Below are 22758 nucleotides of genomic sequence, written 5' to 3'. Positions count from 1 at the left end.
TCCACGCTTTACATTCTATCGCTGACACGGCCTGGAAAAACGGACAATCCCCTCTTAAAGCTATATTGGCGCTCGTCTAAACTGACGGGCTAATTCTTCGTATCCTTTGTTCTCGCTGAATAGTTACATTTTTTTATAAAGCAAGAAAATGATGTTAATTTCATGTTTATGTCTCGAACTATTTTTTTGAATGCTGTGTTTCTTCAGTACATAACGAAGGATAAAATCGGTTACATCCAACTGATTTAAGAATAGTTGCTTAATAAATATAAGATGTTAAGTTTGTTTGTTATTAAAATCGATAGTCATGAAAAGTCTAAGTTTTGATTTGCGCGTCAGATTAATAATCAGTTCTGTTATTGGAGCAATAGCATGTTTGTTTTCAAGTAACTGCAGACAGGTAAAATGATAGCAATATGAAGGACTGAAGGTTTTTTCTTTCTATTTGAAGTCAAGGAATGATATATCTATTCATATTTACATGTAAATCTCAAAATTGAATGTGTAACTTAAAAAAATCAGCCTATGTATTTTCTGTGGTACATTATTATTGGAATTGTTGCCGGATTCATTGCCGGTAAACTAATGCGAGGCGGTGGTTTCGGTCTCCTTGTCAATCTGTTAGTGGGCGTCGTTGGTGGCGTTTTAGGCGGGTGGGTGTTCGGTTTGCTGGGAATAGCAACGACGGGCCTGCTGGGTAGCTTGATAACTTCAACTGTAGGAGCTGTTGTATTGCTGTGGATTGTTTCGTTGTTTAATAACAGAAAAAGAATTGAAATTTAATTGTTTTAACCATTTAAAACCAACTTAATTATGGAAAATAGAAATTCTAGTTTATGGATCGGCCTGGGAGTAGGTTCGGTCATCGGTGCTCTTGCTTATCGTTTCTCACGCACTTCGAAAGCCAAGAAGTTGAAGGAAAAAGTATGTGACGCCTTTCATAAGATAACCGGTCAGGCAGAGGACATGCTGGATGAAGCCGGGGAAAAAGTGGCGGATACCGGAAAAGCCGTAGTGGACAAGGTGGCTGACAAAGCTTCCGAATTTGCCGGGAAAGCGGATGAATTTAAAGGCAAAGTGCATACAATGGCTTCCGAGGTAAAGAAATGAACCTGAACAAGTAACTTGTAGACTACTCATACGCTTATGAAATGGGAAGAAAGTCTGAAATATCAGTTGTACGCTGACGGTAGGAAGAGAAGTTATGAAAAACTGTATCGGATATCCCGGTTAGCATACCTCAAAGGATGTAGCGAGGAAAAAAAGAAAGCCCTCGAAGCATATCGGCTATGTTGCAGCAGGCTGTTTGGCAACAGATGCATGCCGTCTATCGGAAGCAGTCTGAAGCGGAAGAAGCTATGTGATGCGGATTGTCCTTACATAAGGAAGTATGAGTTTGAGTTGTACAAGCTCGGCGGGTGTGCGGAAAGCACACCCGAATGAACCTAAATTTTAACTCCAAATTGAAAAGATTATGTTTTATCATGTAAAAGATTTGCAGTTCAATGCCCGGGTATCAAGACCCGATCCACGTTTTGCACGTGTAATGCTCGAGGCATTCGGTGGAGCGAACGGAGAATTGAAATCTGCTTTGCAGTATTTTGTGCAGGCTTTCAGTTGCCATAATCCATTTCCGGATAAGTATGACATGCTGATGGATATCGCTACTGAAGAATTCGGCCATCTGGAAATTGTGGGAGCCACTATCCAGATGCTTCTGGGAAAGGTAAACGGAGAAATGAAGAATGCTCTTGAAGATACGCCGCTTCATACAATGATGAGTGGTAAATCAGCCAAAGAAGAGTTAATTCATCAAGCATTCACCAATCCGCAGTTCCTGGTAGGTGCTCCCGGCAGTCCGGCTTTGACAGATAGTAACGGAAACCCCTGGTGTGCTACCTACGTATCTGCTACAGCCGAACTTACAGTGGATTTGCGTTCCAATATGGCAGGAGAGGCTCGTGCTAAGATAGGTTACGAAAACCTTCTTCAGCTGACAGACGACCCTTTGGTAAAGGAAACGCTCGGATTCCTTATGGCCCGTGAGGTGACGCACTACCAGCAGTTTGAGGCGGCTTTGGCAACAATCCAGCCCAATTTCCCACCGGGAGTATTTCAAACCTCCCCCAGATATAGCAACCTGTATTTCGATTTGTCGAAAGGAGAAGACGCCCGCGGACCTTGGAATGAGGGCGAGAGTACGCAACTGAAAGAGCAGTGGCAATATATAGAAAAGCCGCTTGAAGAAGTGAGGAGTACCAACGGATTGCTGGACAGAAAACCGGAAGGCACGGACCGTTCGGAAAAGAATATTGCCAAGAAAGAAGCACATTTGTCTAAAGAGCGTAGTGGGCAGGTTCTGTCGGCTACTCCGGAGGAGAAGGCATCTTGGTGCAAATATCAGTGAATTGAAAGAAACATCGGTTTATAACCGCTGTGATTATTAACCATAAACCATTTAATTATGAACAAGAAAAATGAAAAGAAACAGGAAGAGGTAAAGAACACGAAGAAGAGTGTTCAGGCCAAAGAGTGTAAGTCTTCAACTTCATGCAAAAAGGCAGAGAAGAAGTAAGAGTTTGAAACCTTAAAGTTTGTACAGACTGTCCGGGAACTACATTCCCGGACAGTCTTAAAATAATTAAATTTTGATGAGTATGAAAAAGTTATTGTTTGCAATTTTGGTATTGACACTGGTAGTGTCTTTCACGTCTTGTCGTGACAAGAAAGAGCAGAAAAAAGTGGAATATCAAGTAGAAAAAGTTAAAAGTGATGTCAATAATGCAGCTGACAAGGTGTCTGATAAAGTTCAGGATGGCGCCGATGCTGTAAAGGACGCTTGGAAAGATGCGAAGAAAGATGTCAGACAAGGTGCTGAAAAGGCCAAGAAGGAGATAAAGGAAGGATATAATGACGTGAAAAAGGAAGTTGAGAAGAAGCTTGACTGATTCTTTGGAATGTATTGTTATGTCGGTAGTAATTTTTTGTATATAAGTATATTATGGTTGGATTTGTAATATGGATTGTAGGATTGGTACTGACTATCAGAGCAGCTCTCGAAATATGGCGTATTCATGCGCCGGCAGAAAGAAAGCTGATAGCCATTGTCCTGGTGCTTCTCACCAGTTGGGTGGGACTGCTGTTCTATTACTTTTACGGCAAACCCCGTATGCCACAGTGGCTGGGCGTTGGCTTCGAAAGGTATTGATGGCTGTATAGCCGTTTATGTTGACTGGAATATCCCAAAACAAAAATGCGTTGGTTGGCAGTAGTGGCCGATTCGTTTTTGTTTTGGGATATTTGTATGGGAGAATGGGCGTTAAGGTGTGCCCTTACCAGTATTTCCCGATTCTTTCGTAACCGAAGACCCGGCTGCGTTCATCCTTGATGCCTTGCAGCTGATTGCAGATTATTTGTGCTCCGATCATGCTGAAAGTGATTCCGTTTCCACCATATCCCAGGTCGAAGAACAGTCGCTCTTTGCCGGGCCAGTTGCCGATGAAAGGCAATCCGTCTTTGGTAGTGCTGAATGTGCCGCACCATGCCATTTCCGTTTTGAAAGGTATGTCAGGTAACAGTTTTCCGAATTTCTTCTCCAGGATACGGGTTTTCTTTCTGAGTAGCGAATCACGGCGCTGCGGAGCACTGAACTTTTCATCTTCGCCACCTATGATAATCCGGTTTCCGTCGGTGGTGCGGATATATAGATACGGGTCGGCCGTTTCCCAAATCAGGCAATGTGTCGGCCATAGGTGTTCCGGAGCTACCGGATGTGATATGAGTGCATAGGTAGAAGTCAGTTCCATGATTTCCTGCGGAAGAAATTGCCCGGCTTCAAATCCGGCGGCTACGATTATATATCCGCATCTGATTTTATGTCCTTTGTCTGTTGTCATGATGCAGCCGTCAGGCGTTTCCTTGTATTCCTTGATATCGGTATGGGTGAAGACATTCAGTCCGTTTTCCTTCATATTGTGAGCCAGCAGTCCGGTTGCGGCTCTGTAGGCATCCATCTGTGCGGAAGATTCGTTTACAAGGGCATTGCCGGATACTTCCACGTGATATTGTTCTCTGACCTCTTTTTGCTTGAGTAGAGTGACCGGTAATTTATGCTTTTCCCGTATCTCATATTCTTGTTTCAGTAGCTTGTTGTCTGCCGGGCTACTGGCGTAAAAGAGGCTGGGAAGTTGCTCATAGCCGGCATTGACACCCGTTTCTTCCAATACTTTTTTAATATCAGTGATGGATTGCAGGCATGCCCGGTAAGCTGTTACAGCATTTTTTTCGCCAATCATTGCTGCCATCCGGCAAAGTGGAACGTCTATTTCATATTGTAGCAAAGCGGTACTGGCTGCGGAGCTTCCGGTTGCGATGCTGCGCTTGTCAATCACGCAGCATTCTATTCCGGCATGACACAATTCGTGTGCCATCAAGGCTCCTGTTATGCCGGAACCTATAATGGCCACATCTGTTGAAAAATCCTCCTCCAAAGGGTGGAAATAGTCTAATAAGGAATTTCTGATAATCCAATAGGGTAATCCTGAGTGTAAGTCCATAATGTAATCTGTTTTATTAATTTCCCCCTCACTTTCTTTCTATCGCTAAAAGCGGAAAGAAAATGAGGGGGATTAAGAAAAGTCATTTATCTCGTTCGGAATCGGGCATCCGTTTGCAAAAGGAGGTTATTTGCCTTCTTCGATGGTACAGATGCTGACGCGGTTCCAGTCCGGTTCGGAGAACATGTCGCCGATTCCCTGGCCTTCGGAGGCAATGCGGGTGTCATCGATCTTGTATTTTCTTACAAGTATGTTCTTCACGGCTTCGGCACGTGCTTTCGCCAGTTTCTCGTTGAAGGCAAGGTTGCCTTCGGGAGAAGCATACCCTTTGATGATGACTTTGGCTTCAGGATGTTTCTTCATGTAAGTGGCCACGCGCTCTACGTTAGGCAGCTGAGAGGCGTCGACTGCCGACTTCCCTTGTCTGAAGGTAACGATGGATTCCGGAATGCGGTTGTTCTTCACCACGGTTTCCACGTTGGCGGCTTGGCTTCTGCAGTCGGCCAGCTCTTTTTGCAGGTTGCTTGCTTGCTGCATGGCATTGTCCAGCTGCATGTCCTTGTCATTCAATTGTGACCGCAGGCCGTTGACTGCATCATTCAGTTCGGCTACTTCCATGGCGTCATAGGGGCGTGCATTGGTAAAATGGTGTCTGCCGTTGCTGCTCATGAAGTGGTAAGTCAGTCCGGCGGTCAGTTCGAAGCTGGCGTTGTTGGCGTTGAAACGGCTTTTGGCTCTGCTGAAGTCTCCCTGCATGTCATATACGATGGCCGGTTTGATGCCCAGTGTCCATGCTTTCTCTTCACCCAGATTGAAGTTCAGGTTCAGGCCGAGGCGTGTGGACCAGGAGTTCGTATCACCAGGGCCATTCTGGTAGTAATGCAGCCAGCCGATGCCCGACACTGTTTCGATTTCGAAGACGCGTGGTTCTCCGGTGTATCCTCCAAACAGATTCATCAGATTGACTTTTCCGAGCAAGCTTACTTCGGAGGCGTCGAAAGCGGTTTTGCTGGCCGAGGTGTTTACATATCCCATGCCTTGAATGCCCAGGCCGAAGATGGGAGTAAGTTGTTTGCCTATCCCGAATCCGAAGGCCGGTCGGGCATTTTTAAAGAAGGCACTGTGGGTAAGAGGTGTTACGGCACCGGTTTTCAGTTCAATAGACCAGTTATCGCCAGGGCGTGTTCCTTCAAGGGCTGTACGGTCATTTTGCGCGTGCATGGCAAGGGTTCCCATGCTGAGTGCTAAAACAAAGATAGATTTTTTCATAATTAAAAATAAATTAATGGTAATACAATAAAATATATGTCACACGCGGTATATTGTCATTTGTGTAGTTGTGATTGTACACAAAGTGATAAATAACTTTGTTGCTCGATGTCATCTAAAAAACAGTTCGTCAAAAAAGATAGTTCGAGCGACTGAAATGAATTTAACATCTATTTAATGATTTGAATAGTTCCCAAAAACTGCATTGAAGTTCGAAAACATTTCATGTATATAAAACAACAAGTACCGGCTGCTTGTTTAGAAACTGTTTTGATTTTACTCGATAAATTTGTTTGGATTCTCCTCCTTCTGGAAGGAGGAGTCCCCGTAGGGGGAGGTGGTAGGTCAAACAACAAATACCTATGAATCATAAAACAACAAGGATTTCTTCAAAACAATTTCTTAATTTTTGCTTGAAAAGTTTTTCTATTCCGCTTTTTTTGATTTTCTTTTCGGTCTGTTATAATGAATTACACATAAATCGACGATGAAGAAAGATTGGAAACTGCTATTGATGTACGCATTCATAGGTATTGTGGCGGCAGGGGTCGCCGGTTGTTTTCTGTACAAACACCGGCTGAAGTTTTGGCAGATGCAGGCGCGTAGTGTTTTTCCCGTGGCTTTGCAAGAGGGGTTGCAGAAGTGGAAGGAGATTGATGTGCATCGCAGTATGTCGGGGAATGTGCGGTTGCCGGATGATTCCGTTGGCATGGAGAAGAAACCGATAAAAGTGTCGTTAGAAAGCGAATACGGCAAAAGAGACTATTGGATTCCGTATGAGAAATACTCTCGGAATATAGAACAGGCTTTTGAATTAAGAGGAATATGCTCTTATCTTCTGCATGTATCTCCTCCGAATGCCGATTCGTTGAATATGTTTTGGAAGAATCGGTTGGCTGCAATGGGATTTTCCGGAACAACGGTCGTACGCATTTCCGTGTCAGACTGGCAGGAACGCGAGTCTTATACTTATTCTGCCGATTCTTCTTATCTGTCCAAATCGGATAGTCTGTCCGTTTATTATATAGGATGCAGATGTGAGGTTGGGGTGACCGGATACCTTTATCATCCTTGGTGGACGGTTCTTTCCTGGAAGGAGATGGCTTTGATGGTTGCCTTGATTGTTTCTTGTATTCTCTTGTTCTTTATGCGGGGGTATGTGTATAGGGTTTATTATCGTCTTTTTGTTAAGGAAAAGCACATCGTGATAGAAAAGGAAGTTCCTGTGGTTGTTGGTCGCGAGAGCCGTCCACATACTTATCGGTTGGAAGAAGGTGTGTACTTTGATGCCGATTCCCGGTTGTTGAAGAAGGGAGATGATGTCGTAAAGTTGGCGCCATTGCTTGCCCGATTGCTGCAAGGCTTCCTGGATGCGGAAAATTATACGTTGTCTAATGATGAAATTCTGCATTTATTGTGGCCGGATGGTAGCGGTACTCAGGATAAATTGTATCAGAATATAAAAAGATTGCGTAATTATTTGTCAAAGATTTCCATTTGTACGGTTGAAGGTGAAAAGTTCGTCTATCACTTAAAAATCCATCGTTCCATCAAGGAATATCCTGCCTGAATGGTGTTCTGACAAAATCTGACAAAATCTGACAAAATCTGACAAAATCTGACATTTTCAACTTTTTGTTTGATTATCAGTTTTTGTCAGGTTGAAAATTTGGATGGAGTTTTTCTTTTCCATTAACTTTGCTCTATCATTCAATCAATAAACATGGAAAAAATGAAAAAGAAAATTCTATTTACAGTTTTGTTTTCGGCGGCTGTAGTCGCTTCCTTTCAATTAGGTGCTGAACATGAAAAGTTGGACAGTCTGATGCTTGAGAATATAGAGGCTTTGGCATCGGGTGAAGAAGCGGAACTTATAAATTGTATTGGAAGTGGTTCTGTGGATTGTCCCATAGATCATGTGAAAGTCTATTTAGTTCAATATCGTTGACTATGCGACATCCTTTCCACATCCGGGTGCAGGGAAGACAGAGCGGTGGTGCTCGATTTGCATGACAAGGCATCCGATGAGATGCTTTCTGTGGAAAATATTCGAAGGATGAGCCGCTTATAGAATATCAGATACAATGAATAAAAGAAAATATAAAAAGGGATGAAGAGGAGCGGACGGCTAACGTTTTGTTGGTCCATTGCGTACCGCCCGTTCCGTAACCCACCCTGGAAAGGAGGTTTCGGCAAAGATAACAATTTAAATTGAACAAGCAACATGTTTGCTTTTCCGTTGAAAGGATAGATACGGAAACAGATAAGAATTACAATACTTAAAACTAAAAAGTAAGAATTATGAAAAAAATAATGAGAGTAGCTTTTGTTGCTGCATTTGCTGCGATTGCAGGATATGGTATTTATACGAATCAGAAAGTTGATACAATGTCGGATTTGATGCTGGCTAATGTGGAAGCGTTGGCGAGTGGTGAGAGTTCAGGTGGTTCATGTGAAGAAGTATGCTACCCCTGCACAAATTGGCAATGTACAAGAATCCTTGGAGGAGTAACGTCTGTTTGTACTCAATATAGAAAAAATAAATAATAAGATAGATAGAAGAATAAGTATTGGCAATTTATTTGCCAATACTTGTTTTAAAAAATGTAAAAATATGAAGGATAGAATTTTATTGTTATTATTGGGAACTAGCATATTATTTTCTTGTTCACAAAAAGAAAGATACTTGGATGCTCAATCTTTTAATTTTAATGATTTTGAGGCTGAAATAGAGTTGAAAGGTAAAACATTAGAATTTGATGATTTGATTATGAATCCAATCGGATTGCAGGTTTATGATTCAATTCTGATAACATTGGAATATGGAGGCGAAAGTTTATGTAATATATATAATCTGAATACAAAAAAGAAAATTGGTGGGCGTTTGACGAAAGGGCAAGGACCGAATGAAATGCTGATGCCTTCATTTATAGATAATGATGGGGAAAGTATACAGATAATTGATATGGCGACTTCTACAATTTATAATTATGACCTGATTGATTTTATAGAAAATGCAAATTCTCAACCGATATCTAAAATAAAGTTGGCAGAAAGCATAAATTCGGGGGCACAGATTCTTGGTGATAAATTTATAGGATATCCTTATTTTAAGGAGCGTCAATTGTATGTTTTTGATAAGGAAGGGAAGAAGATTGGTGAAATGGTAGATTTCCCGCGTTCAACTATAGATTATTCTGATATGGAAAGGACAGATGCGTATTATATGGGATTTGCTACTAATGGGTCAGACAGGGTAGCCATCTGCTATTATATGACAGATTTGATTGAAATATATGATTCTGTCGGGGTTTTAAAGAATAGTATGCATGGACCTGAACATTTTTTCTCTTATTTCAAGGAGGAACATGATGCAGATGGGGTAACGTCTTATCCGGTAAAAGGTAAAAATAGAGATTCTTATTTTGCACCGAGAAGTGCCGGAAGCCAGTTGTTTGTACTGTATAATGGAAGATATGTGGACGAAAAGGGGCATGATTCGTGTTGTAAAAAGTTGTTTTCGTTCTCATGGGATGGGAATCCGAAAAATGTGTATATTCTTGACGATGCAATATTTACATTTTGTGTAGATAAGAGAAAGCATAAAATCTATGGTGTCGGTAATTCTCCGGACAATCATATTGTGGAGTATTCATATTGAAAAGATTAGGCTGAATTTGGAATTTATACCTGATTTGTTGACATGAATTTTAGATGTTTAGTATGTATGTTTCTTCCTCTTTTTCTGTTTTCTTGTGGAAATAAAAAAGAGAATATAAAAGAATTATTGCAAGTATGGAGCCAAAAAGAAATTAAGTTTCCTGATGAATTGATATTTAGTGTAAAAGGTAAAGATACTGTAGATTTTTCAATATCGGGGAAATATAAAATTCTTACTTACGTTGATTCTATAGGTTGTATAAGTTGTAAATTGCAATTGGGTAAATGGAAAATATGGATGGAGGAAGTGGATGGTGAAAGTATGGGTTCTGTGAAATTTTTATTTTTCTTCTCTCCTGAAAAGAGAAAAAAGTTTTTGGAGACATTGAGATTTGAGAATTTCTTTCATCCTGTTTGCATTGATGATAAAAACAGGTTGAATCAATTGAACCATTTCCCTTCAGATATGACTTTCCAAACTTTTCTATTAGATGAAAATAATAAAGTTCTTGCTATCGGCAATCCCATCCATAATCCCCAAGTGAAGGAACTCTATCTAAATATTATCCAAGGTAAACAAATGGAACAAGAAGATAAAAGCATGCATATAATTACCAAAGTGAGTATAGACCGTAGTTCTGTTTCGATGGGGAGCTTCGACTGGCAGGAGGAGCAAAAGTCAGCTTTCACCTTGAAGAATACGGGCGACAAGCCTTTGGTTATACAGGACGTCACCACCTCTTGCGGTTGCACCACCGTGGCTTATTCCAAAGAGCCTTTGCAGCCGGGCGGTGCAACCACCCTGGAGGTGGTTTATAAGGCCAAACGCCCCGAACACTTCGACAAGACAATCACCTTGTACTGCAATACGGACAATTCTCCGTTGACATTGAAGATTAGCGGGGATGCGAAATGATATGAAAAGAAAGATAACGATTTAAATTGAACAAGCAACATGTTTGCTTTTCCGTTGAAAGGATAGATACGGAAACAGATAAGAATTACAATACTTAAAACTAAAAAGTAAGAATTATGAAAAAAATAATGAGAGTAGCTTTTGTTGCTGCATTTGCTGCGATTGCAGGATATGGTATTTATACGAATCAGAAAGTTGATACAATGTCGGATTTGATGCTGGCTAATGTGGAAGCGTTGGCGAGTGGTGAGGGTGGATCTTCGGATTGTGATACTTATTGTACGCCTGATGATCGATGTACTTGTATTATTAGGTATGCAGGAGAAGTACAAGGAATAACTTGTGATAATTCTCGTGGAAAATAAGAGTTGAAGGTGAAGAGGCATGAATTTATTATTTGAATGTATTTATGCCTCTTTTCCATTATGAAAAGATATAATGTTATGAAAAAATTTTTTTTATGCCTTTTGTCTTTAGGATTATTACTAATGTCTTGTAAGCAAAATGAAAAAATATATTCAGATGCTACCCTTGTTGACTATGATGATTTTAAAGAAATAATAGAGTTAAAAGCGGAAACGATTGCCGGATTTGATAGTTTGTTTTTAGCACCTACGCATTTGTGTGCTTATGATAGCATGTTGATTACGATAAATAAGAGGAGTGATAAAAGAATACTTGTATTCAATGTGAATACAGAAAAGAAAGTAGCAGAACATATATCAGTTGGGCAAGGGCCGGGAGAAATGTTGCTTCCTCGTATTGTGGGCAATGATGATTCTAAAATCTTGATATCTGATTTGATAAAATCTACAGTTTTAGAATATAGTATGGAAGATTTTTTCAAATCAGGTGAACTTCAGTATACGAAATTTATTTCATTACAAAAACCGATTTCCGGTGAGGTAAGGTTATTAAAGGATAGGCTTATAGGCGATGTCTCTCGGAATACATCATTTCTATTTTATGAGTTTAATAGCGAAGGAGAGGTAGTAGATTCAATAGGACGTTATCCAGAGGCAAATTGGGAAATAACAGATGTGGAAAAAAAGAATGTGTATTCTTTTTCATTTACGACAAATCAACAGGATCGGATTGCTGTTTGTTATAATTGGACTGACCTGATTGATATTTATGACAGAGAGGGAAATTTGCTCAATAGAATTCATGGGCCTCGATATTTTGCATCTCATTTTGAAGAGTTCAATGATGGAAAAGTGAATTCCAGTTCACGGGTAAAAGGTGAAACAAGAGATGCTTATTTTTCTCCAGTCCATGTAGGAGATGAATTCTGGGTATTATTTAGTGGAAAATCAGAGGATGAAGACGGGTATAATATTTTGGCAGAACAAATATTTGTTTTTGGCTGGGATGGAACTCCACGGAAAATATTTAAATTAGACAAGGGAGTACTTGCTTTTACTGTAAATGAGAAAATGAGGAAAATATATGGTATCAGTAATTCTCCAGATTATCATATTCTTACATTTTCATATTGATATATTGATGTATGATGAGATTTCTTTTTATCCTATTTGTGCCTTTCATGTTATTATCGAGTTGTAGTAATTTAGAGAAGAAAAGACAAGTCGTTTCTGCTATAGAACAATGGATTGGTAAGGAACTATTGTATCCGAATTCAACTATATTTACTATACAAGGTGTTGATACATTAGATAATGCATTTTTGGAAGAATATTCTTATACAATAGTTAGTTATGTTGATTCTATTGGGTGTACAAGTTGTAAATTGCAACTTAACAGATGGAATATCTTTATGCAAGAAGTAGATTCTATCTCAAAAAAGAAAGTTAATTTGAATTTTATCTTTCATCCTAAGAATGTGCAAGAAATAATTAATATATTGAAAGTTAATGCCTTTAAACATCCTGTATGGATTGATATAAATGATTCATTTAATAAATTGAATCATTTATCGTCTAATATGTCTTTCCAAACTTTTTTACTTGATAAAGATAATAAAGTTGTTTCTATTGGTAATCCTATTTATAACCCCCAAGTGAAAGAACTCTACCTGAATATTATCCAAGGTAAACAGCTAGGACGGGAGAATAAGAGTAAGCATATAATTACCAAAGTGAGTATAGACCGTAGTTCTGTTTCGATGGGGAGCTTCGACTGGCAGGAGGAGCAAAAGTCAGCTTTCACCTTGAAGAATACGGGCGACAAGCCTTTGGTTATACAGGACGTCACCACCTCTTGCGGTTGCACCACCGTGGCTTATTCCAAAGAGCCTTTGCAGCCGGGCGGTGCAACCACCCTGGAGGTGGTTTATAAGGCCGAACGCCCCGAACACTTCGACAAGACAATCACCTTGTACTGCAATACGGACAATTCTCCGTTGACATTGAAGATTAGCGGGGATGCCAAATAACAAATAGAAAGAGTAATCATGCGAATGCCCCCGAGTAAAATATTCCGGTGCTTCCCGTTATGCGGATGCCTGATGCTCCTGCTTTTCCCGTCTTGCCGCCGGGATGTCGCGCTGGAGCGTTCCTTGGCGCTTGCCGGTGAGAACCGGCAGGAACTGGAGCATGTGCTGTGGCACTATAAGGACGACAGCCTGAAACTCGCTGCCGCCCGTTTCCTGATAGAGAACATGCCCTACCACTTCTACGAGGAGGAGTTTTACGCGCTGCCCGGCGATGGGAGACACCGCCCGCAGCTGACGGACTTCTCCACGGAGGAGGCTGGCAAGGCGCACCTCGACTCGCTGGCAAGGGCGGGGCGTATGGTGGAACGCCACCGCTACAAGGATATCCAGACGCTGGACAGTGCTTTCCTGGTACGGAACATCGACCTCGCTTTCGAGGCGTGGATGAAGCCCTGGGCGAGGCGGGTGCCTTTTGCTGTCTTCTGCCGGTATATACTGCCGTACCGCACCAGCCGTGAATACCCTTCGGGCCTCAGGAAGGAGATGATGGACAGGTTCACCCCCTTGCTCGACTCTGCCGGAGTCTCCACTCCGTTGGAAGCTTGCTCGCTGCTGAACGCGAGGCTGGAAACCTTGATGAAGTATAAAAAGAACTCCCCCCCTTTCTATCCTACGATAGAGGAGACGTATGCCTGGGGAGGTGCCCGGTGCGAAGGCTTGTGCGATTTGGGCCTGTTCGTCATGCGTGCCGTGGGCATCCCTGTGGCCTTGGACAAGACCCTCTGGACGCGCATGGACTGGGGGCACAACTGGGGAGCCGTGTGGCAGGACGGACGTTTCCACAGCTTTGCTCCCGGAGAGCAGTTACCGGGTGAGTATCTGCCGGTATTGAACGGCCGGGGAAATTTGCGGCCCGCCAAGGTATACCGCTCCCATTTCGGCCTCTGTTCCGTGCCCGGCAGAGAGGAAGGCGCGGACGACGGCTATGCCACCTGGCTGAAAAGTCCCTTGCTGGAGGACGTCAGCCCGGAGTACCTCGAACGTCCCGTCGATGTCCGCGTGTCGACCGACCGCATCCGGGAGTTCGTGCATGCATCGGGCCGGGTCTATCTTTGCGCCTACAATTATTACCGGTGGGAGCCCATTGCCATGGGATGCCGCACCGATACGGTCTGTCAGTTTCACCGGGTGGGATGCGACAACATCTTCATCGTGGCGGATTCTCCCTCGGGCGGGCGGCTCCGCTTCCTTACCGCCCCGTTCCATGCGGATGCGAGCGGGCATGTACGCAAGTTCATCCCCCGTACGGACCAGACACGGGCGTTCACGTTCCCGAAACGGAAAAGGCTGCTCAAGCGTCCGTACACGCTCCACTACTGGGATGCGGAGTCGGCTTCGTTTTCCCCGCTGGAATACGACAGCACCGCCGATTCCACCCAGAGCTATACGAATATCCCGGAGAATGCGCTGCTGTGGTTCACCGTGCCCGACCGCATCGTCAACCAGCGTGTGTTCTATCTGGAAAACGACAGTGTGATAACCATGGACCTGATAAGGTAGGAAAGGATGGACGGGAAGGAAACGAAGAGGATTATGGTAAGGTGGCTTGGCAGGCTGACGAACGCCGCTTTTTACCTTTGCCTGCTTGCCGCGGGCTATTGTGTATTGCATGTGTTTGCCGTGGTCTCCTTCAGGATTCCCAGCGACTCGATGTCGCCCGCCCTGTTGCCTGGCGACTATATCTTGGTGGACAAGTGTTCGGGCGGCGCGCGCCTGTTCGACCTCTCCGGCGCCTTGGAGGGGAAGGATGTGGAGATATACCGTGTGCCGGGCTGGAGGAGGTACCGGAGGGACGACGTGTTGGTATTCAACTTCCCCTATCGGCCGGGCAGTTGGGACAGTATTGCCTTTGACGTGATGCGCTACTACGTGAAGCGTTGCGTGGCGGTGCCGGGCGACACGCTGGAGATAAGAAACGGGCGCTACCGGATAGCCGGCCATGAGGGGAACGTGGGCTACTTGCCTTCCCAGGAAGCGATGGCCCTGTTGCCCGACAGCGGCGTCGCGGGCGTGCAGATGGAGACCTTCCCCTGGAACAAGGATTGGGGCTGGACGGTGAAGGAGTTCGGGCCGCTGCCTGTTCCCGCCAAGGGGCAGGTGGTGGAGATGGATTCCGCGTCGTGGTTGCTCTACCGGCAACCTGTGGGCTGGGAGCAGAAAAAGAAATTGCGCATGGATGCGGACGGCCGCGCCTATCTGGGCGACAGCCTGATACGGGAATACCGCTTCCTGGAGAACTACTACTTCGTGGCGGGCGACAAGGCGGAGAACTCGCAGGACTCCCGTTACTGGGGGCTGCTTCCCGAGCCTTTTATCGTGGGACGTGCGGTGATGATATGGAAGTCGGAAGACATGGCCACCGGCGCCGTGAGATGGAACCGGACTGGAAAGAGGATAGAATAAATGGATAACTGACTGCATGGTTACTGCAAGCTTGTTGCACTGCTACTGCAAGCTTGTTGCACTGCTGCTGCAAGCTTGTTGCACTGCTGCTGCAAACTTGTTGCACTGCTGCTGCAAATAGGGTTGCAGTATCGCTGTAATTTGCTTGCATCATCTTTGCAGTGCTTGTCTGTTGAATCATAGTCAGTTGCGCTATCAGCTAAAACCGGTCTCACCGGAAAAGCCGATACTTCTGTGAATACATACGAAAGAGTGTCGGCTCTAGCTTCGTTAACTCCTGAAGGCGCGAAGTGATAATTTCTCTGACCCTTGTAAAGAACCTCCATTTATGTTTTTTTATACAAATATTCATGATGCCGACAGGTGATAATCAAACAAAAACTCTTTCAACACTGTTCTTTTCTCTGAATATTGAATATAGTATTAACTAAAACCTAGCGATTATGAAAAGATTAAGTTTAGCGGAATTGAAGGGCAGAGTGTCCTGGGGTAGTGTTTTGGGAGGTGTCATGACTGTATTGGCAATCTCTGTTTTATTGTCTATCCTGAATTCGAGTATCGGATTGTTTATGTTTGACCCGTTGTCCGATCATCCTGCTGCGGGCATAGGCACTGCTGTGGGGATTGGTTCTGCAGTCATTCTGATTGTCGGTATGGCGGCGGGTGGCTTTGTTGCCGGAAAACTGGCCGGTATGGATGGAATTATCCATGGCTTTTTGGTTTGGGCTACTACTCTGATTGTTGCCGTGGTACTGGGAATCTTCCTGGCTGCCGGTGCTGCAAAAGTGACGGCAAATGCACTCGGAGCGGTTTCGTCCGTTACGGGCAGCGTTTTGTCGGGAGCAGGCAGCGTTGTGGGCAACGGGGTTTCCGTATTGTCTGAGGAAGCGGAGGAACTGTTCGGCAAGATAGATTTTAACGCCTCCATGAAAGAAGGAAACATATCTCAGAATATCCGTACTGCATTGGTAAAGAGCGATGTGCCCGAACTTCAGCCGGATTATTTGCAGAAACAGCTGGCAGTTGTGAAGGATGACTTGACCAAGTCCGTGAAAAAAATTGCCCGTTCTCCGCAGGAAGCGGATAAAACGATTGCCGGTTTTCTAGACCGCCTGGAACAGCGTGTGGAGGATTTAGGCAAAAGTATTGACCGGAACGACTTGGCCAAAGCCATGGCCAACAATACCGATATGTCCAAAGCGGAAGCGGACAAGGCGATAGAACAATATATGAACTTGTTGGAAGATGCACGCAAGGAAGCTAAAGAACAGATTGGCAAATTGCAGGCAAATCTACAGGAAGCCGCACAGGAATGGGAAGAGATTAAGCATAAGACATTGGTGGCTGCCGATAAGGCAACAGATGCCGCAGCCCGCTCGGCTTTGATTTCGTTTTTCGCTATTTTGCTGGGAGCCGTATTGTGCTGCGTTGCCGGTGCTTATGGTGGCAGAAAAACACAGGAGAGGGTAGATATCTGATAATCATACGAGTCAGTAGTTGAACCCCTTGACGGAATCAAGGAAAACGGGCCGTGGCAACCTGCAAAATTTTGCTCTGATTTCAGTAAGTTGCCGGCACATCATATCATTGTGCCGCTCTACTGCGGCGATGAATTGGTTCCATCAACGGGTTCTTCCTGTTGTTTGTTGAATTTGCTTGGACTTACATTATAATATTTCTTGAATACTTCGCGGAAGTATTTTGCATCCGAAAATCCAACCATGTCGGCAATCTCTGTTATTGTATATTTGTTTTGTTTCAATAATTGTGCGGCGTGTTGCAAACGTATCATCCGGATATAATCGGCTGGAGCATAACCGGTCAATGCTTTTAATTTATTGAAGAAGCTTGTACGACTCATGTGATGCAGGCTGCTGAGCATGTCCACATTGAAGTCCGCATTTTCCATATTGTTCTTTATACATTCTTTGACAGAGGCTATGAATTTCCAGTCCAGGTTATTGGTGCAATTGGTTGGAAGATTTTGTTCTTTATCTTCGATGCTGTTATAAACCTGACGGAGTAAAGCACGATTTGCAAGTATGTTCTTAACCGTTGCCTTGAGTATTCCCACACTGAAGGGTTTAGTGATGTAGGCATCTGCTCTGATTTCCAGCCCTTCGAGCATATTCTTTTCATCCCCTAGCGCGGTCAGCAAGATGATAGGAATATGAGACATCTCAAGGTCGTTTTTTATAACCGAACAGAATTCATCTCCGCCCATCTCGGGCATCATTATGTCGGATATGATAATAGCTGGATTGAATTCTCGCATTATAACAAGTGCTTCCTTTCCATTGGGACAAGATTGAACATTATAGCCCGTTTTGAACATGTTAACAAGATAATTGCGTAAATCATCATTGTCTTCCACTATCAAAATACGCTGTAAAGAGTTGTTTGTTTGGGATATTTCCATGGATGCCGATAGCTCTGAAGTGTCATGAGGCATGATAGCTTCCGAATATCTATCCGGTGCTTGGGGAGAGAGGAATTTTGCTTTATGGAGATGGCTGTTCCCTTTCGGGAAAGTAACCTGTACGCAAGTACCTTGATGTTCGGTACTCTGAATCTGAATCTTGCCTTTATGTAATCTGACCAGTTTGTATACCAGCATCAACCCGATTCCACTGCCTGTTACTTTCAGATTAATGACATTACTTCCTCGAAAATAATTTCTGAACAATTTTTTCTGTTCACATGAGGGAATGCCGATTCCAGTATCTTTCACCTCAATACTCCAGGAGTTTTCTCCTTCGCAGGCATAAATGCATACATTGCCACCTTCAGGTGTATACTTCAATGCATTTGATAGGATATTCTTCAAAATAGATCCCATCTTGTCACTGTCAAACCACACATTCAGATAGTCAAAATTGCTTTCATAAACAAACCTGACGTGTTTCATCTCGGCATATTTGCGGAATGTGGCGCAAACATTGTTCATATAGGAGTTCAGTTCGTATTCAGAAACATAAAGGGTGGAAGAGTAGACATCTATCCGTTCAAAATTTATCAGGTTGGTTGTCAGCTGGAGCAGGTTGTTTACATTTTTGAGAGCCATATTCATATGCGGCAACGCTTGTTCTGTTACCATTTGGTTTTCTACAACTTCTTCCAATGGGGCTTTTATCAATGTAAGCGGAGTACGTATGTCGTGGGCTGTATTAATGAAAAACCGCGTTTTCTCATCCGAAATTTTCTTCTGTTTGTGTAGCATTATGATACGGAATATGATGCCCGTAACCAGTACCAGCAGTATTGCATATCCAATCATAGCCCAAACACTGGCCCATGCCGGAGGCGTTATGACAATCTGTATGTTTCTTGTTTCATAGGTCTTGTATTTTTCCTCATTGGATATGGCACGAATCTGTAACGTATAACTGCCGGGAGGCAGATTCCTTACAATAATCCGGTTATCCTGACTCGGACGGCTCCACTCTTTATGAAAACCGTCAATTTTCCATGAAAAAAGAATGTTGGAAGGATAATCGTAATTAATGGAGGCAACATTCAGTGAAAAAGTGTTTTGCTCGTAGGCCAGTTCCAGTCGGTCGGTCTCGTCAATATCTTTTTGCAGCGGAGAACCGTCATCGCCTGGGTAAACGGGATGGTAGGCTATCATGAAATCGCGCAGTAACAGACGTGAGTAATGTGGTTCCGGTATCTGTATATCTATCGGAAACCTGACCGCACCGTCGTTGCCGCCAAAAACAAGTGAGTTTTTGCCGTAGGTGGTAGCAGAGCCGGCATTGAAGTTGACACTCATCAATCCTTGTTCCCGTGTCCAATTGCGGAAGAAGTGTCCTTTGGGTGAATAAATGGTAATCCCGTCTTCTGTCCCCATGAGCAGGTTTCCGTCTTGACGGGGAATAATGGTGTAGATGTTGTTGGAAATCAGCGCACAATTATCTGTACGATATTGATGGATGAACTTCTCTTTGTAGAGGTTATATACAAGCAGTCCAGACCCGCGGGTACCTATGTATAGGATACTATCGTCTCTCTGGTATAACGCGCATATATAGGGAGATTCGACGGGCAAGTCTACATACCGGTAATCTCCGGATTTCTTGTCAAGCTGGTAGAGTCCCATTTGTGTGCCAATCCACATTTGTTGGGCATCTTTTTCCTGAATGGTGGTGATGGAGCTTACTCCCGGATATAAACGTATATTTTTAGTCTCTAGATTGATACATTTCAAGTGATAATATCCACCGGACCAGATATCGCCGTCCGAATCTTTCTTGATGTCGAATATATATTGGTCAGGACGTATTCCTGCAATGGTAGCAGGAGAAAGGTAACTTACCTTGAATCCTTTCTTCTTTTCTATCTTGTAGATGTCGGATGTAAATCCTCCGGCCCATATCACGCCGGGGGAGGCTTCACATAGCGTCAAAAAAATGTGATTCTCGTCATCCGGTACCGAATCAAAGGAACTGAAGAAGGAATGCCACTCTTTTATATCAGTCTGATAGAGGCTGATACCGTTGCTGGTTGCAAACCAAAGGTCACCGTCACTGTCTTCCATTATATCATGAACTTGGTTGTTTACCAGTGAGTGGCTGTTGCCAATAGAATGCTTTATCAGGTCGTAACTCCCATAACGGTTGTTACGGATGGTGATGCCAGTAGGGTAATTGGCAAGCCAAATTCGTTGCTCTTCATCCACATAAATGTCATTGATGTTGTTTCCGTTCATCCCGTTATAACTGCTGTAATCGGCCGTTATGTAGGGTTCGCTCATGTATGTATTCAAGTCTAGCTTATATACACCTTTTCCACCTGTGGCAATCAGAAGCTCATGGTCGTTCAAAGCGACAATCTGGTTGAACTCTACATTATTGGGGGATTGGCAGGGGATAATGTTTCCTTTTCCTCCTATGTCATACACAAGTATTCCTTCTTTATAGTTTCCTATGAATAACTGTTTTGAAACTGTATGATAATAGAGCTCATGCACAGGTGTACCGATACTTTCTGCCACTTCGTCGGGTATCAGCTTCAGTGTTTCTCTTTCTGTCTGGGTACGAAACAGTCCGTTTCCCGTACCGATAAAGAAATGGTTGCCGTCCGTTTGCTCAATGACGGTTATTTCGCTGTTAACCGGTGTCGCTATATGTGAAGCGGTTCCAGTCCGAGTATCATACCATACGATGCTATCTTTAGAACATAACCAGATTCTGTCATTCTTATCCAAATAGCCGTAATTTAGAAATGCTTGTGACTTATTTCTGATTAACTCCGGATGTATGTAAACCAGTTCGAATTTATCATGCTGCGAATCGTATTTGAAAATACGCCCTTTCTGACCGATAACCCATAAAATATCCTCATTGTCCATATAGAACCAGTTCAAGGCAATACGTGAATCCAGCTTCATGTTGTCATCTGAAAAGTTGTAGTGTTTGATTTGTTTTCCATCATAACGGTCTACTCCTTCTTGGGTCAGAAACCACATATAGCCTCGTCGGTCTTTCTGGATATGATATATTTTTTGATTGTTCAGACCATCTTCCAATCCTATGTATTTATAAATCTGACACCTACTTATGGTGCTACTAATGATAAGGATAACAAAAAGAAAAATTCTCTTAATATTCAAAAATGTTTTCATGTTTGTCGTAAAAGATTCAGAAATTTATCTGCAAAAATATGAAATACTGGTTAAATAATCACTTGAGAGATGAACTTTATTTTTTTAGTAGATGACAAAAATTAAAATTCTATTGTTAAGCATTTAATTATCAATAGATTATATTTGCAAAAGTCCCTGAAAATCAGTAACTTTAAAGAAAAGTTAGCCGCTTTCTCTATGAAGACTACTGATTCCAAGGACTTGGCCAAAGTTAACCAAATCCTCCCGATTATGCAAGAGTATTTTGGAAAATCGATGAATCTGGCCCGCATTAAGCTTATGGCTTATATGCTGCATGCACTTTGTGTGGTGCAGACTGTGAGCCTTCACAAACTGGCTTCGGCAATGCCTACGTCGGTTGAGCGTGATTCCAATCTGCGCCGCATTCAACGATTCATCGCCAACTATGCCTTGAACCTCGACCTGGTGGCAATGATGATCTTCTCGTTGCTTCCTGTTAAGAATGGTTTGGTTTTGAGTATGGACCGCACCAACTGGAAGTTTGGAGAGTTCAACATCAATATACTCACCCTCGGCATTACCTACAAAGGTGTTGCCTTTCCATTGCTGTTCAGTCTTTTGAACAAACGGGGCAATTCCAATTGGGAAGAACGCAAGGATATCATGGAGCGGTTCATCCGACTTTTTGGACATGACTGCATCGACTGCCTTGTGGCCGACCGCGAGTTCATCGGCAAGGAGTGGATTGGATGGCTTAACGACAACAGGATTCGATACTATATCCGTATTCGGCAGGATATTTGGGTTGTCAAGCCCTCCACAGGAGAAAGAATCAGAGTGTGGTGGCTCTTCAATTCCCTTAAAGTCGGACAGGAGAAATTCTACTACAAGCTCTTTTTGCATAAAGGGCAGTATGTCTATCTTGCAGGAAGTCGAATCAAAAACTCTGACGGGATACCCGAACTTCAGATTCTGATCTGTTTCAACCGACCTGAAGATGGAGTAGCGACCTATAAAAACGCTGGGAGATTGAAACGGCATTCCGTGCCATGAAATCTTCGGGCTTCAACATCGAGGACACCCACCTGCGTGACAGAGTGCGTATCGCACGTCTGTTTGCGATGGTCTGCATGGCTCTTGTATGGGCGTATCTCGTTGGTGAACATAAAGATATATACGTTAAACCGATAAAAATTCTGAAGCATGGGCGAAGGGCGAAGTCATTGGTCAAGTATGGTCTTGAGGAAATCTCAAACGTGCTTTTTCGACCGACATACACACCCAAGTTCGATGTATTCAAATTTTTGTCATGTACTTAACTTTATTTTATTAGATTTTGGTTTATTCTTTTAAATAGGGATATTCGGAAAATGTTATAGAATTAGTCAACTTATTTATTGCTAGTTAGTTGGCTTTTGTGTTTTTAGGTGTGTCTCCCCAAAATATCAAACTTAACATTGTACGTTCCGCCAACTTTCTATTGATTTGAGCCTATCCCAACTCATAGTAAAGGATAAAAAGAAAAAGCGTTAACTGCTTGATTTCATGCAATTAACGCTTATTTTCTTCGTGGACCAGCCTGGGCTTGAACCAGGGACCTCCAGATTATGAGAACGATAAGATGATGTTTCGTGATAGCTCGATTCGCTAATCTTTATTGAATATCAGTCAGTTATAAAATTCGCTATCCTCTATGAAACTCACTAAATCCCCCTAACTGAAACCGTTTGTTTACGCATTGTTTACGCAGAATTTGAGAGATTGCATCATTAGTGTCCAATAAAAATGGACGAGTTAAAAAATTAATCAAATAGTCCTTCAAAAAGGGGATAATCGAGTTCTTTGATATCGTTGAAATCAGTCTTATCGAACAGGTCACGTAAGTTCGTTTTGT

At 43.0% G+C, this 22758-nt stretch carries 20 protein-coding genes and 1 pseudogene; 18 read left to right on the top strand and 3 right to left on the bottom strand.

The window, feature by feature from the left end:
* Window positions 1-525: 525 nt before the first annotated feature.
* The 6 genes from HU824_RS16165 to HU824_RS16140 all read left to right on the top strand — a co-directional run bounded on the left by HU824_RS16165 (window position 526) and on the right by HU824_RS16140 (window position 3208).
* On the top strand, window positions 526-783 hold the full coding sequence (locus HU824_RS16165; RefSeq protein WP_136009207.1) for a GlsB/YeaQ/YmgE family stress response membrane protein: 258 nt from the start codon (window positions 526-528) through the stop codon (window positions 781-783).
* A gap of 30 nt (window positions 784-813) precedes the next feature.
* Window positions 814-1110 carry a YtxH domain-containing protein gene (locus tag HU824_RS16160; RefSeq protein WP_016272315.1) on the top strand — a complete coding sequence of 99 codons (297 nt, stop codon included), beginning with the start codon at window positions 814-816 and terminating at the stop codon, window positions 1108-1110.
* Between the two features lie 36 nt (window positions 1111-1146).
* Window positions 1147-1443: a hypothetical protein gene (locus HU824_RS16155; RefSeq protein ID WP_035457538.1), complete on the top strand. Its 297-nt coding sequence runs from the start codon at window positions 1147-1149 to the stop codon at window positions 1441-1443.
* 31 nt (window positions 1444-1474) lie between these two features.
* Window positions 1475-2407, top strand: a complete 933-nt coding sequence (locus tag HU824_RS16150) for a manganese catalase family protein (RefSeq protein ID WP_176469386.1) — start codon at window positions 1475-1477, stop codon at window positions 2405-2407.
* Window positions 2408-2657: 250 nt separating this feature from the next.
* On the top strand, window positions 2658-2948 hold the full coding sequence (locus HU824_RS16145) for a YtxH domain-containing protein (protein WP_176469385.1): 291 nt from the start codon (window positions 2658-2660) through the stop codon (window positions 2946-2948).
* A 53-nt stretch (window positions 2949-3001) separates the two neighbouring features.
* Window positions 3002-3208 carry a hypothetical protein gene (locus HU824_RS16140; protein WP_016272319.1) on the top strand — a complete coding sequence of 69 codons (207 nt, stop codon included), beginning with the start codon at window positions 3002-3004 and terminating at the stop codon, window positions 3206-3208.
* A gap of 124 nt (window positions 3209-3332) precedes the next feature.
* On the opposite strand, the gene HU824_RS16135 is transcribed toward HU824_RS16140, so the two are convergent.
* The gene (locus HU824_RS16135; RefSeq protein ID WP_176469384.1) at window positions 3333-4556 is read right to left on the bottom strand and encodes an FAD-binding oxidoreductase; all 1224 of its coding nucleotides are present in this window, start codon (window positions 4554-4556) and stop codon (window positions 3333-3335) included.
* Window positions 4557-4682: 126 nt separating this feature from the next.
* Entirely contained in the window at window positions 4683-5825 is a 1143-nt protein-coding gene (locus HU824_RS16130; protein ID WP_016272321.1) for an OmpA family protein, read from the bottom strand.
* Window positions 5826-6312: 487 nt separating this feature from the next.
* Here HU824_RS16130 and HU824_RS16125 point away from each other — a divergent pair, with 487 nt between their 5' ends.
* From HU824_RS16125 to HU824_RS16075, 11 genes are all read left to right on the top strand, one after another.
* Complete coding sequence (locus tag HU824_RS16125) at window positions 6313-7395, top strand: winged helix-turn-helix domain-containing protein (protein WP_016272322.1); 1083 nt, start codon at window positions 6313-6315, stop codon at window positions 7393-7395.
* A gap of 153 nt (window positions 7396-7548) precedes the next feature.
* Window positions 7549-7773 (top strand): NVEALA domain-containing protein, encoded by a 225-nt coding sequence (locus HU824_RS16120; RefSeq protein ID WP_136009210.1) that lies wholly within the window; start codon window positions 7549-7551, stop codon window positions 7771-7773.
* A 353-nt stretch (window positions 7774-8126) separates the two neighbouring features.
* On the top strand, window positions 8127-8372 hold the full coding sequence (locus tag HU824_RS16115; protein WP_136009211.1) for an NVEALA domain-containing protein: 246 nt from the start codon (window positions 8127-8129) through the stop codon (window positions 8370-8372).
* Window positions 8373-8439: 67 nt separating this feature from the next.
* Window positions 8440-9486, top strand: coding sequence for a BF3164 family lipoprotein (locus tag HU824_RS16110; RefSeq protein ID WP_176469383.1), 1047 nt, complete (start codon window positions 8440-8442; stop codon window positions 9484-9486).
* A gap of 66 nt (window positions 9487-9552) precedes the next feature.
* Window positions 9553-10401 (top strand): DUF1573 domain-containing protein, encoded by an 849-nt coding sequence (locus HU824_RS16105; protein WP_255260545.1) that lies wholly within the window; start codon window positions 9553-9555, stop codon window positions 10399-10401.
* Window positions 10402-10517: 116 nt separating this feature from the next.
* On the top strand, window positions 10518-10766 hold the full coding sequence (locus tag HU824_RS16100; protein ID WP_035457540.1) for an NVEALA domain-containing protein: 249 nt from the start codon (window positions 10518-10520) through the stop codon (window positions 10764-10766).
* Window positions 10767-10844: 78 nt separating this feature from the next.
* A complete protein-coding gene (locus HU824_RS16095) occupies window positions 10845-11900 on the top strand; it encodes a BF3164 family lipoprotein (RefSeq protein WP_016272325.1) in 1056 nt (351 codons plus the stop codon).
* Between the two features lie 14 nt (window positions 11901-11914).
* Window positions 11915-12796 carry a DUF1573 domain-containing protein gene (locus tag HU824_RS16090; RefSeq protein WP_035457646.1) on the top strand — a complete coding sequence of 294 codons (882 nt, stop codon included), beginning with the start codon at window positions 11915-11917 and terminating at the stop codon, window positions 12794-12796.
* A 24-nt stretch (window positions 12797-12820) separates the two neighbouring features.
* The gene (locus tag HU824_RS16085) at window positions 12821-14356 is read left to right on the top strand and encodes a transglutaminase domain-containing protein (RefSeq protein WP_255260544.1); all 1536 of its coding nucleotides are present in this window, start codon (window positions 12821-12823) and stop codon (window positions 14354-14356) included.
* 6 nt (window positions 14357-14362) lie between these two features.
* Window positions 14363-15259 carry a signal peptidase I gene (gene lepB, locus HU824_RS16080; RefSeq protein ID WP_016272328.1) on the top strand — a complete coding sequence of 299 codons (897 nt, stop codon included), beginning with the start codon at window positions 14363-14365 and terminating at the stop codon, window positions 15257-15259.
* A gap of 443 nt (window positions 15260-15702) precedes the next feature.
* Entirely contained in the window at window positions 15703-16737 is a 1035-nt protein-coding gene (locus HU824_RS16075) for a TIGR04086 family membrane protein (protein ID WP_176469380.1), read from the top strand.
* Between the two features lie 119 nt (window positions 16738-16856).
* Here the strand turns inward: HU824_RS16075 and HU824_RS16070 are convergent, their stop codons facing one another.
* Window positions 16857-20882: a two-component regulator propeller domain-containing protein gene (locus HU824_RS16070; RefSeq protein ID WP_176469379.1), complete on the bottom strand. Its 4026-nt coding sequence runs from the start codon at window positions 20880-20882 to the stop codon at window positions 16857-16859.
* A 198-nt stretch (window positions 20883-21080) separates the two neighbouring features.
* On the opposite strand from HU824_RS16070, the pseudogene HU824_RS16065 reads away from it, so the two are divergent.
* Window positions 21081-22183 (top strand): annotated as a pseudogene (locus HU824_RS16065) (IS4 family transposase).
* Window positions 22184-22758 lie beyond the last annotated feature (575 nt).

It is taken from the genome of Bacteroides sp. L10-4 (assembly GCF_013373675.1).
Lineage (GTDB): Bacteria > Bacteroidota > Bacteroidia > Bacteroidales > Bacteroidaceae > Bacteroides > Bacteroides muris.
The sequence above is the reverse complement of the archived record's forward strand: the minus strand, read 5'-3'. Positions and strand labels throughout refer to the sequence as shown.

Bases quoted from the DNA above. Each gene is read 5' to 3' on its own strand.
- HU824_RS16165 (WP_136009207.1), top strand. From the start codon at position 526: ATGTATTTTCTGTGGTACATTATTATTGGAATTGTTGCCGGATTCATT.
- HU824_RS16160 (WP_016272315.1), top strand. From the start codon at position 814: ATGGAAAATAGAAATTCTAGTTTATGGATCGGCCTGGGAGTAGGTTCG.
- HU824_RS16155 (WP_035457538.1), top strand. From the start codon at position 1,147: ATGAAATGGGAAGAAAGTCTGAAATATCAGTTGTACGCTGACGGTAGG.
- HU824_RS16150 (WP_176469386.1), top strand. From the start codon at position 1,475: ATGTTTTATCATGTAAAAGATTTGCAGTTCAATGCCCGGGTATCAAGA.
- HU824_RS16145 (WP_176469385.1), top strand. From the start codon at position 2,658: ATGAAAAAGTTATTGTTTGCAATTTTGGTATTGACACTGGTAGTGTCT.
- HU824_RS16140 (WP_016272319.1), top strand. From the start codon at position 3,002: ATGGTTGGATTTGTAATATGGATTGTAGGATTGGTACTGACTATCAGA.
- HU824_RS16135 (WP_176469384.1), bottom strand. From the start codon at position 4,556: ATGGACTTACACTCAGGATTACCCTATTGGATTATCAGAAATTCCTTA.
- HU824_RS16130 (WP_016272321.1), bottom strand. From the start codon at position 5,825: ATGAAAAAATCTATCTTTGTTTTAGCACTCAGCATGGGAACCCTTGCC.
- HU824_RS16125 (WP_016272322.1), top strand. From the start codon at position 6,313: ATGAAGAAAGATTGGAAACTGCTATTGATGTACGCATTCATAGGTATT.
- HU824_RS16120 (WP_136009210.1), top strand. From the start codon at position 7,549: ATGGAAAAAATGAAAAAGAAAATTCTATTTACAGTTTTGTTTTCGGCG.
- HU824_RS16115 (WP_136009211.1), top strand. From the start codon at position 8,127: ATGAAAAAAATAATGAGAGTAGCTTTTGTTGCTGCATTTGCTGCGATT.
- HU824_RS16110 (WP_176469383.1), top strand. From the start codon at position 8,440: ATGAAGGATAGAATTTTATTGTTATTATTGGGAACTAGCATATTATTT.
- HU824_RS16105 (WP_255260545.1), top strand. From the start codon at position 9,553: ATGTTTCTTCCTCTTTTTCTGTTTTCTTGTGGAAATAAAAAAGAGAAT.
- HU824_RS16100 (WP_035457540.1), top strand. From the start codon at position 10,518: ATGAAAAAAATAATGAGAGTAGCTTTTGTTGCTGCATTTGCTGCGATT.
- HU824_RS16095 (WP_016272325.1), top strand. From the start codon at position 10,845: ATGAAAAAATTTTTTTTATGCCTTTTGTCTTTAGGATTATTACTAATG.
- HU824_RS16090 (WP_035457646.1), top strand. From the start codon at position 11,915: ATGAGATTTCTTTTTATCCTATTTGTGCCTTTCATGTTATTATCGAGT.
- HU824_RS16085 (WP_255260544.1), top strand. From the start codon at position 12,821: ATGCCCCCGAGTAAAATATTCCGGTGCTTCCCGTTATGCGGATGCCTG.
- lepB (WP_016272328.1), top strand. From the start codon at position 14,363: ATGGACGGGAAGGAAACGAAGAGGATTATGGTAAGGTGGCTTGGCAGG.
- HU824_RS16075 (WP_176469380.1), top strand. From the start codon at position 15,703: ATGAAAAGATTAAGTTTAGCGGAATTGAAGGGCAGAGTGTCCTGGGGT.
- HU824_RS16070 (WP_176469379.1), bottom strand. From the start codon at position 20,882: ATGAAAACATTTTTGAATATTAAGAGAATTTTTCTTTTTGTTATCCTT.